This window comes from Sphingopyxis sp. SCN 67-31 (genome assembly GCF_001725095.1).
Map to the genome: position 1 here is coordinate 17,150 of NZ_MEFH01000083.1, position 9,940 is coordinate 27,089.

Below are 9,940 nucleotides of genomic sequence, written 5' to 3' on the forward strand. Positions count from 1 at the left end.
GGTCGGGGGTGGACCAGCGGTGTTGCATTCGCCCACCCCGCTGCGGCTAGCGAACGAGTTCGCAAGCCTCGCTGCCCCTCCCGCAAGCGGGAGGGGAACTAGATCTCGAACGACACCCCCTGCGCAAGCGGCAGCGCGTCCGAATAATTCACCGTGTTCGTCGCGCGGCGCATATAGGCCTTCCAGCTGTCCGACCCGCTCTCGCGGCCGCCGCCCGTCTCTTTCTCGCCGCCGAAGGCGCCGCCGATCTCGGCCCCGCTCGTCCCCAGATTGACGTTGGCGATGCCGCAGTCGCTCGCGGCGAGGAAGCGCTCGGCCTCGGTCAGGTCGCGTGTGAAGATCGCCGACGACAGCCCCGCGGCGACGGCGTTGTGCAGCCGGATCGCCGCGTCCAGATCGTCGTAGCGCATCACGTAGAGGATCGGTGCGAAAGTCTCCTCCAGCACCGGCCCGACCTGCCCCGGCATCTCGACCAGCGCCGGACGGACATAATAGCTCGCGCCCTCGCCGACGCGCGTCCCGCCATGGACGACGCCGCCCGCATCGCGCGCGGCGGCCAGCGCCGCCTGCATCGCCTCGAACGCGGCCCGGTCGATCAGCGGCCCGACGAGCACGTCGCCTTCCAGCGGGTTGCCGACCGCGACGCTCGCATAGGCGGCTTTCAACCGCGCGACGAAGGCGTCATGGATGCTGTCGTGGACGAACAGCCGCCGCGTCGTCGTGCAGCGCTGCCCCGCCGTGCCCATCGCCCCGAACGCCACCCCGCGCAGCGCGAGGTCGAGGTCGGCCGACGGCGCGACGATCACGCCGTTGTTGCCGCCGAGTTCGAGGATCGCGCGCGCGAAGCGCCCGGCCAGCCGCGGCGCGACCGCGCGGCCCATCCGCGTCGAGCCGGTCGCCGAAACGAGCGCGACGCGGGCGTCGTCGACCAGCGCCTCGCCCGCCTCGCGCCCGCCGATCAGAAGCTGCGACAGCCCCGCGGGCGCTTCGCCGAAACGCGCCAGCGCGCGCTCGAAGATCGCCTGCGTCGCCAGCGCGGTGAGCGGCGTCTTTTCGGACGGCTTCCACACCACGCTGTTGCCGCACACCAGCGCCAGCGCGGCGTTCCACGCCCATACCGCGACCGGGAAATTGAAGGCCGAGATCACGCCGACGACGCCGAGCGGGTGCCAGACCTCCATCATCCGGTGCCCCGGGCGCTCGGTCGCGATGGTGAGGCCATAGAGCTGCCGCGACAGCCCGACCGCGAAGTCGCAGATGTCGATCATCTCCTGCACCTCGCCCGCGCCCTCCGACGGAATCTTGCCCGCCTCGATCGTCACCAGCCGAGCGAGGCTATCCTTCGCGGCGCGCAATTCCTCGCCGAACAGCCGCACCAGCTCGCCGCGCCGCGGCGCCGGGACCCGGCTCCACGCGCGGAATGCCGCGGTCGCCCTGTCCAGCGCCGCATCGATGTCGGCCGCGCCGGAAACGCGCACCATCGCGACCTGCTCGCCGGTCAGCGGCGACAGCGACGGCATCGAACCGTCGGACCATGCGGCACGGTCGACACCCAATGCGTCGAGCAAGCGTCCAGTTTCTTCCGTGATCCCGGCCAACGTCCATCCTTTCAGCCTTTCGCCTTCCATCCCAATACCCCTCTCTCCGTTCGTGTCGAGCGAAGTCGAGACACCCCGAAGGCGAATGCAAGCGATAGGCATCTCGACTTCGCTCGATGCGAACGGATAAGGAAGGAAAAAGGATTCGCGGCCGAACGCCCCGGCAACGGGCAGGCCCAAAGATCGGGAGAATCAAGGATGTCCGAACTGCCCCCTTCCGAGCCCTTCGTCCCGGTCCCGCCCGCGGCAGCGGCGAACACGCACACCAGCGCCGCCGATTACGAGCGGCTCTATGCCGAAAGCATCGCCGATCCCGATGCCTTCTGGGCGAAGGAGGCCGAACGGCTCGACTGGTTCACCCCGCCCACGAAGATCGCCAACTGGTCGTTCGATCCCGTCAGCATCAAATGGTATGAGGACGGCGTCCTCAACCTCTGCCACAATGCGCTCGACCGCCATGTCGCGGCGGGCCGCGGCGACCGGACCGCGATCATCTTCGAACCCGACGCCCCCGACGGCGAGGCGCGGACGATCAGCTATGCGGCGCTGCTCGCCGACGTCGTCCGCATGGCGAACACGCTGAAGAAGCTGGGCGTCCGCAAGGGCGACCGCGTCACCATCTATATGCCGATGATCCCCGAAGGCGCGGTGGCGATGCTCGCCTGCGCGCGGATCGGCGCAATCCACAGCGTCATCTTCGGCGGCTTCTCGCCCGAGGCGATCCACGGCCGCATCGAGGATTGCGGCAGCGACTGGGTGATCTGCGCCGACGAGGGGCTGCGCGGCGGCCGCACCATTCCGCTGAAGGCCAATGTCGACAAGGCGCTCGAACGCGTCGCGGTGAAGGGCGTGCTCGTCATCGCGCACACCGGCGGCGACATCGCGATGAAGGAAGGCCGCGACCATTGGTACGACGCGCTGTCGGCCGACGTCGGCGCCGAATGCCCCTGCGAGCCGATGGGGGCGGAGGACCCGCTGTTCATCCTCTATACCTCGGGCTCGACCGGCAAGCCCAAGGGCGTGCTTCACACCACCGGCGGCTATTCGGTGTGGATCGCATCGACCTTCTGGTACGGCTTCGACTATCGCCCCGGCGAGATCTTCTGGTGCACCGCCGACATCGGCTGGGTCACCGGGCACAGCTATGTCGTCTACGGCCCGCTGCAGAACGGCGCGACAACGCTGATGTTCGAGGGCGTTCCCAATTATCCCGACCACGACCGCTTCTGGCAGGTCGTCGACAAGCACAAGGTCGACATCCTCTATACCGCGCCGACCGCGATTCGCGCGCTGATGCGCGAAGGCGACGATTATGTGACGCGCCACGACCTGTCGTCGCTGCGCCTGCTGGGCAGCGTCGGCGAGCCGATCAACCCCGAGGCGTGGCGCTGGTATCACGACGTCGTCGGCAAGGGCCGCGTGCCGGTGGTCGACACCTGGTGGCAGACCGAGACCGGCGGCACGATGATCACCACCCTGCCCGGCGCGCATCCGATGCAGCCGGGAAGCGCGGGGCGCCCCTTCTTCGGCGTCCGCCCGCAACTCGTCGATGCCGACGGCAACGTCCTCGCCGACGAACATGATGGCGGGGTCGCCGAGGGCAATCTGTGCATCACGCACAGCTGGCCGGGGCAGATGCGCACCGTCTATGGCGATCACGAGCGCTTCGTTCAGACCTATTTCTCGACCTACAAGGGCAAATATTTCACCGGCGACGGCTGCCGCCGCGACGCCGAAGGCTATTGGCGGATCACCGGCCGCGTCGACGACGTCATCAACGTGTCGGGACACCGCATGGGCACCGCCGAGGTCGAAAGCGCGCTGGTGCTGCACGAACTGGTGGCGGAGGCGGCGGTCGTCGGCTTCCCGCACGACATCAAGGGCCAGGGCATCTACGCCTATGTCACGCTGAACGCGGGCATCGAGCCGACCGACGAGATCGTCGCCATGCTGAAGCAGCAGGTGCGCACCGAGATCGGCCCGATCGCGACCCCCGACCATATCCACCTGACCCCGGCGCTGCCCAAGACGCGCTCGGGCAAGATCATGCGGCGCATCCTGCGCAAGATCGCGGAGAACGACTTCGGGTCACTCGGCGACACTTCGACCCTCGCCGACCCGAGCCTGGTCGATGGGCTGATCGAGGAGCGGCGGAACCGGTAGCTTCGCCGCCCCCGGGCAAAAGCTGGCGCGGCGCCAAACGTCAGAAATGCTGGCCGTCAGAAATGCCGGTGGTCAGAAATGAAAGTCCGGCAGCGTGTCGAGCGCGTGCCCCAACGCCGCGGCCCAACCGTCGGACACGCTCTGGTAATAGGGATCGCCGCGTTCGAAGCGACGTTCGCGCACGGTGGTGAAGTCGTCGCGCGCATGGACCTTCAGGTCGATCGGCAGGTCGACCCCGGCGTTGGCGCGGATCGTCGAATCGAACGAGACGCACAGCAGTTTCACCGCATCCTCGAACGCCATGGCGGGGTGATAGGAGCGGACGATCATCGGGCGGCCGTATTTGGTCTCGCCAATCTGGAAGAAGGGATTGTCCTCGCCCGATTCGATGAAATTGCCCTCGGGATAGATCAGGAACAGCCGCGGCTCGCCGCCGCGGATCTGCCCCCCGACGATCAGCGAGGCGCGAAAGATCGATTCGGCGTTCTGGCCCTCCGCGCCATAGCGCATCACAATGCCGCGCAGCGTCTCGCCGATGATCGTCGCGACCTCGAACATCGACGCCGCGGTGAGGATCGGCGGGTGCCGGTCGCCGGGCGCCTTGAGCCGCTCGTCGAGCAGGCTGACGACCCCCTGCGTCGTCGCCAGATTGCCCGCCGACATCAGCGTGATCACGCGCTCGCCGGGAACGTGCCAGCTCCGCATCTTGCGGACCTGCGAGATGTCGTCGACACCCGCGTTGGTGCGGGTGTCCGACATGAACACCAGTCCCTTGTTCAGGCGCATGCCGACGCAATAGGTCATCGCCCGAGGTTCGCCCGGTCCGCCGCCGCCGTCAAGGGCAGCGGCGCGCGCGGCCTCAAAGCGCCCCGTGGCAATGCTTGTATTTGCGGCCCGACCCGCAGGGACAGGGCGCGTTGCGGCTGATCTCCATCGCCGCATAGGGATTCTCGCCTTCCGGCAGGTCGGGACGCGGCGCCGCCATCGGGGGCAGCGTGTCGGCGATCACGCCGAGCGATCCGCCGTCGATGTCGGCGCTGTTGTCCTCGCCGGTGAAGGGGTCGATGTGGGTGGTCAGGAAGTCGGGGAGATCGGGCAGCGGCAGCGGCTCGGGCTCCTGGAACTGGAAGTCGATCCGCGCGACGGTGCGCGTCACATCCTCGCGGATGTTCTGGAGCATGCGCTCGAACAGCGCGAAGGCTTCCTGCTTATATTCGTTGATCGGCTGCTTCTGCGCATAGGCGCGCAGGAAGACGACCTGGCGCAGCGCGTCGAGCGTCGACAGATGCTCCTTCCAATGATGGTCGAGTGTCTGGAGCAGGATCGACTTCTCGATCCCGCGCCACGTTTCGGGGTCGACCTGCGCCGCCTTCGCGGCGGCGGCGTCCTCGGCCATCTTCTGGATGCGCTCCTCGAAGATTTCGGGATCGACCTCGTCCTCTTCCATCCACGCTTCGAGCGGCGGCGTCAGTTCGAGCACGTCGGCGATGCGCGCCTTCATCTGCGCGATGTCCCACTGCTCGGGATAGCTGCCGGGCGGGCAGGCGTCGGCGACGATCGAATTGACCGTTTCGGCGCGCATCGCGTCCATCGCGTCGTCGACCGTGTCGCTGTCGATGATCTCGCCGCGCTGGTCGTAGATGACCTTGCGCTGGTCGTTCATGACGTTGTCATATTCGACGACCTGCTTGCGGATGTCGTAGTTGCGCGCCTCGACCTTCTTCTGCGCGGTCTCGATCGCCTTCGACAGCCATTTCGACCCAATCGCCTCGCCGTCCTCCAGATTCTTGTTCATCATCTTGGCGAACAGCGTGTCGGGGCCGAAGATGCGCAGCAGGTCGTCGTCGAGGCACAGGTAGAATTTCGACAGGCCGGGGTCGCCCTGGCGTCCCGAGCGGCCGCGCAGCTGGTTGTCGATGCGGCGGCTTTCATGGCGTTCGGTGCCGAGCACGAACAGCCCGCCCGCCGCCTTCACCGCCTCGCGTTCGGCGGCGACCTCCTCGCGGATGCGCGCTTCGGCCGCCTCACGCTCGGGCCCCGCAGGCATGTCGCCCACTTCGTTCTCGATGCGCGATTCCTCGTTGCCGCCCAGCTTGATGTCGGTGCCGCGGCCCGCCATGTTGGTCGCGATGGTGACGGCGCCCAGCCGCCCCGCCTGCGCGACGATATTGGCCTCGCTCTCGTGGAAGCGCGCGTTGAGCACGCTGTGCGCGACGCCCTCCTTTTCGAGGAAGGAGGAGAGCAGTTCCGACTTCTCGATCGACACCGTGCCGACCAGCACCGGCTGGCCACGCTCGTTCGCCTCGCGGATCGTACGCGCGATGGCGCCGAACTTGTCGGTGATGTTCTTGTAGAACTCGTCCTCCTCGTCGGCCCTCGCGATCGGGCGGTTGGTCGGGATGGTGACGACGTTCATCTTGTAGATTTCGAAGAATTCGGCCGCCTCGGTCGCCGCGGTGCCGGTCATGCCCGCGAGCTTCGGATACATGCGGAAATAATTCTGGAAGGTGATCGACGCGAGCGTCTGGTTCTCGGGCTCGATCTTGACCCCTTCCTTCGCCTCGACCGCCTGGTGCAAGCCATCGGACCAGCGGCGCCCGTCCATCATGCGGCCGGTGAACTCGTCGATGATGACGACCTTGTCGTCCTTGACGATATAGTCGGTGTCGCGGCGGAACATCTGGATCGCCTTCAGCGCCTGGTTGACGTGATGGACGACCTGAGTGTTCTCGATGTCATAGAGGTTGCTGCCCTGGAGCAGCCCGGCGGCCTCGAGCAGCCGCTCGACATGCTCGGTGCCGTCCTCGGTCAGGCTGATCGACTTGGTCTTCTCGTCCTTCTCGTAATCGGCTTCGACGAGCTGGTTCACCACCTCGTTGACGCGGATGTAGAGTTCCGACTTGTCGTCGGTCGGGCCCGAGATGATCAGCGGCGTGCGCGCCTCGTCGATCAGGATCGAATCGACCTCGTCTACGATGCCGAAGTTGAAGGGGCGGTGCACCATCTGCGTGCGGTCGAACTTCATGTTGTCGCGCAGATAGTCGAACCCCAGTTCGTTGTTCGTCGCATAGGTGATGTCGCAATTATAGGCTTCGCGCCGCTGCGTCTCGTTGAGGTTCGGGACGATGACGCCGGTGGTGAGGCCAAGGAAGCCATAGACCTCGGCCATCCATTCGGCGTCTCGGCGGGCCAGATAGTCGTTGACCGTGACGACGTGGACGCCCTTGCCCTCGAGCGCGTTCAGATAGACGGGCAGCGTCGCCATCAGCGTCTTGCCCTCGCCGGTCGCCATCTCGGCGATCTCGCCGCGGTGGATGACGATGCCGCCGACCATCTGCACGTCGAAATGCCGCATGCCGAGCCTGCGCCTCGCCGCTTCGCGGACAGTGGCGAAGGCTTCGGGCAGGATATCGTCGAGCGTCTCGCCGGCTTCGAGCCGGTCGCGGAATTTCTGTGTCTGCGCGCGCAGGCCGTCGTCGTCGAGCGCCTCCATCGCGGGCTCGAAGGCGTTGATCCCGGTGACGATCTTGCGAATCGAGGCGACGTAGCGGTCGTTGGACGAACCGAAAAGGCTTTTGGCGAAGCTGCCGAACATGGCGATTTCCTTGGTATATGAACTGAAAGAGGCGGCTTGTGCGCCGCCGGGCCGCTGATTGCGGCCGCTGGTCGATCGTCAGGCGCGAAGGCCCGCGAAAAAGGCTATTCGAGCGCCCGGTCGATGCGGCCGAGCAGGCCGGGAAGATGCGGCGCCGACGAGCGCGGCGCCTTGCGGCAGGCGCAGGAGGCGCGGCGGGTCGGGGTCGGGTCGACGGGACGGCGGACCTTGTCGTTATTCTCGCTCTGGCTCGCGACATCGGCGAGCAGGACGAGCGACCCCATCGTGGCGGGCGCCAGCGGCGCGGCCACGGCCCGGTCCGCACCGGCGAGGCCGGTCAGCAAGGCCAAAAGGGTCAGCAATAACCGCAAGAATCGCCCCTCTTCAGGTTGAGCGCGCACCCCTATGCGCACGCGACGCTGAACATAGGGTGAAAGCCCCGCCGCGTCTAGGGTCCTGACCCCCGGGATCGGCATTGCCGCTTGACGCGCGGGCTTCCGACGCTCCATCCCTCGCTGACAAACATGTCAGGGAGGGCGCGATGACGAGGAAGGCGATTTTCATCACCGGCGGCGGATCGGGGATCGGCCGGGCGACCGCGCGACATTTCGCCGCGCAGGGCTGGTTCGTCGGCATCGCAGACGTCAATGCGCAAGGGATCGACGAAACCGCGGCGCTGCTTCCCGACGGCGCCTCGTCGCGCCACGTCATGGACGTGCGCGACCGCGACCAGTGGCGGGCGGCGCTTGCCGATTTCGCGGCGGCGAGCGGCGGCCGGCTCGACGTATTGTTCAACAATGCCGGCATCGGAACGGGGGGCCAGTTGATCGACATGCCGCCCGAGGAGGCCGACCGGCTGATCGCGATCAACTTCGGTGGCGTCGTCAACGGCATCTACGCGGCGCTGCCGCTGCTCCGCGCGACGCCGGGGGCGACGATCCTCAACACGGGCTCCGCATCGGGCTTCTACGGCGTCGGCGGGCTCGCCATCTATTCGGCGACCAAATTCGCGGTGCGCGGCCTCACTGAGGCCCTCGATATCGAATTCGCGAAGCACGGCATCGAGGTCCGCTCGCTGATGCCGGGCTTTATCGACACCCCGCTGCTCGATCAGGTCAGCGCCGACAGCAACGAGCCCGCGCGCAATCGCCTGTCGGCGAACGGATATGAGATCGTGCCCGTCGAACGCGTCGCCGAAGCGGCGTGGGACGCGGTGCACGGCGACCGGGTGCATGTGACGGTGGGCAAGATGGCGAAGCGTCTCGCCCGCATCGCCCGCTGGTTCCCCGGCCTGATCGTCAAGCAGTCGAAGAAGGTCGACGGTCTGGGGGGATAGGCCGAGCGTGACGCGCCGTCCCTAAGGTCACGATCCTAGCCCCGCTCCACCACGCGCCACGCGAGCTCCGCGAACTCGCACAGCAGGGGCCGCGTGTCGCGCGGGTCGATGATGTCCTCGACCCCGAATTTCTCCGCGGTGCGGAACGGGCTGCGTACGCGGTTGAGCCGTTCGCGGATCGCCTCCAGATGCGCCGCCGGGTCTTCGGCCGCTTCCAGCTCGCTCTTGTAGGCGACCTCGACTCCGCCCTCGATCGGCAGGCTGCCCCAGTCGCCCGACGGCCAGGCGAAGCGGTACTGGAAGCGCTCGGCGTTCGACATCGCGCTCCCCGCGATGCCGTAGGCGCGCCGCACGACCACCGACGCGAGCGGCACCGACGCGCGGTAGATCGCGTTCATCGCCTGCACGCCATAGCGGATCGTCCCCGTCCGCTCGGCCTCGCCGCCGATCATGAAGCCCGGATTGTCGACGAGGTGGACGATCGGCAGATGGAACTGGTCGGCGAGCTTGACGAAGCGTTCCGCCTTCTCGCTCGTCTTCGCGTCCCACGATCCGCCGAGATAGGTGGGATCGCTGGCGAGCACCGCGACCGGCCAGCCGTCGAGGCGGGCAAAGGCGGTGATGACCGCCCGTCCCCAGCGCGCGCCCATTTCGAAGACGCTGCCCTTGTCGAACACGGCTTCGGCGATGCGCCGCATCGAATAGACCTGCTTCGCCTCGCGCGGCACGACCGACAGCAGCGCCTCCTCGCGCCGGCCCGCGGGGTCGCGATTCTTCGTCCGCACGGCGCGATCGTGGATCGACGACGGCAGATAGGACAGGAAGCGACGCGCGCGCGCGAACGCCTCCGCCTCGCTCGCTACCTCGTCGTCGACGACGCCGTTGCGCGTGTGCACGTCGCTGCCGCCCAGTTCCTCGCGGTCGAGCGTGTCGCCGATCGCCGCCGCGACCGCCGGCCCCGCCGCGAAAAGCTGCGACAGGCCGCGCACCATCAGGCTGTAGTGGCTCGCGACGACCCGCGCCGCGCCCAGCCCGGCCGTCGGCCCCAGCGCGAGCGCGACCACCGGCACGGTATCGAGATTGGCGATGATCTGGTCCCAGCCGGGCACATGCGGGATATAGGTATAGCCCATGTCCTCCAGCGTCTTGACCGACCCGCCGCCGCCGGTGCCGTCGATCATGCGGATCAGCGGCAGGCGATATTCGTGCGCCATCGCCTCGCACTGGATGAACTTGCGGTGCAGCGCC

At 67.4% G+C, this 9,940-nt stretch carries 7 protein-coding genes; 2 read left to right on the forward strand and 5 right to left on the reverse strand.

Translation table 11 applies throughout. From position 1 onward, the window contains the following. Positions 1–98 precede the first annotated feature (98 nt). A complete protein-coding gene (amaB, locus tag ABS88_RS17425) occupies positions 99–1,628 on the reverse strand; it encodes an L-piperidine-6-carboxylate dehydrogenase (protein ID WP_286750219.1) in 1,530 nt (509 codons plus the stop codon). A gap of 168 nt (positions 1,629–1,796) precedes the next feature. Here amaB and acs point away from each other — a divergent pair, with 168 nt between their 5' ends. Further along, positions 1,797–3,761 (forward strand): acetate--CoA ligase, encoded by a 1,965-nt coding sequence (gene acs / locus ABS88_RS17430; RefSeq protein WP_286750220.1) that lies wholly within the window; start codon positions 1,797–1,799, stop codon positions 3,759–3,761. Between the two features lie 72 nt (positions 3,762–3,833). Here the strand turns inward: acs and ABS88_RS17435 are convergent, their stop codons facing one another. The 3 genes from ABS88_RS17435 to ABS88_RS17445 all read right to left on the reverse strand — a co-directional run bounded on the left by ABS88_RS17435 (position 3,834) and on the right by ABS88_RS17445 (position 7,727). Then, positions 3,834–4,565, reverse strand: a complete 732-nt coding sequence (locus ABS88_RS17435) for a proteasome-type protease (protein ID WP_067106147.1) — start codon at positions 4,563–4,565, stop codon at positions 3,834–3,836. A 55-nt stretch (positions 4,566–4,620) separates the two neighbouring features. Further along, positions 4,621–7,356: a preprotein translocase subunit SecA gene (gene secA, locus ABS88_RS17440; protein WP_286750221.1), complete on the reverse strand. Its 2,736-nt coding sequence runs from the start codon at positions 7,354–7,356 to the stop codon at positions 4,621–4,623. Positions 7,357–7,460: 104 nt separating this feature from the next. Further along, on the reverse strand, positions 7,461–7,727 hold the full coding sequence (locus tag ABS88_RS17445; RefSeq protein WP_067106142.1) for a hypothetical protein: 267 nt from the start codon (positions 7,725–7,727) through the stop codon (positions 7,461–7,463). A gap of 170 nt (positions 7,728–7,897) precedes the next feature. Between ABS88_RS17445 and ABS88_RS17450 the strand changes: the two genes are divergently transcribed. Beyond that, on the forward strand, positions 7,898–8,692 hold the full coding sequence (locus tag ABS88_RS17450; protein WP_286750222.1) for an SDR family oxidoreductase: 795 nt from the start codon (positions 7,898–7,900) through the stop codon (positions 8,690–8,692). A gap of 35 nt (positions 8,693–8,727) precedes the next feature. Here the strand turns inward: ABS88_RS17450 and ABS88_RS17455 are convergent. Further along, the coding region (locus tag ABS88_RS17455; RefSeq protein WP_286750223.1) for an acyl-CoA carboxylase subunit beta at positions 8,728–9,940 on the reverse strand (1,213 nt) is incomplete at its 5' end.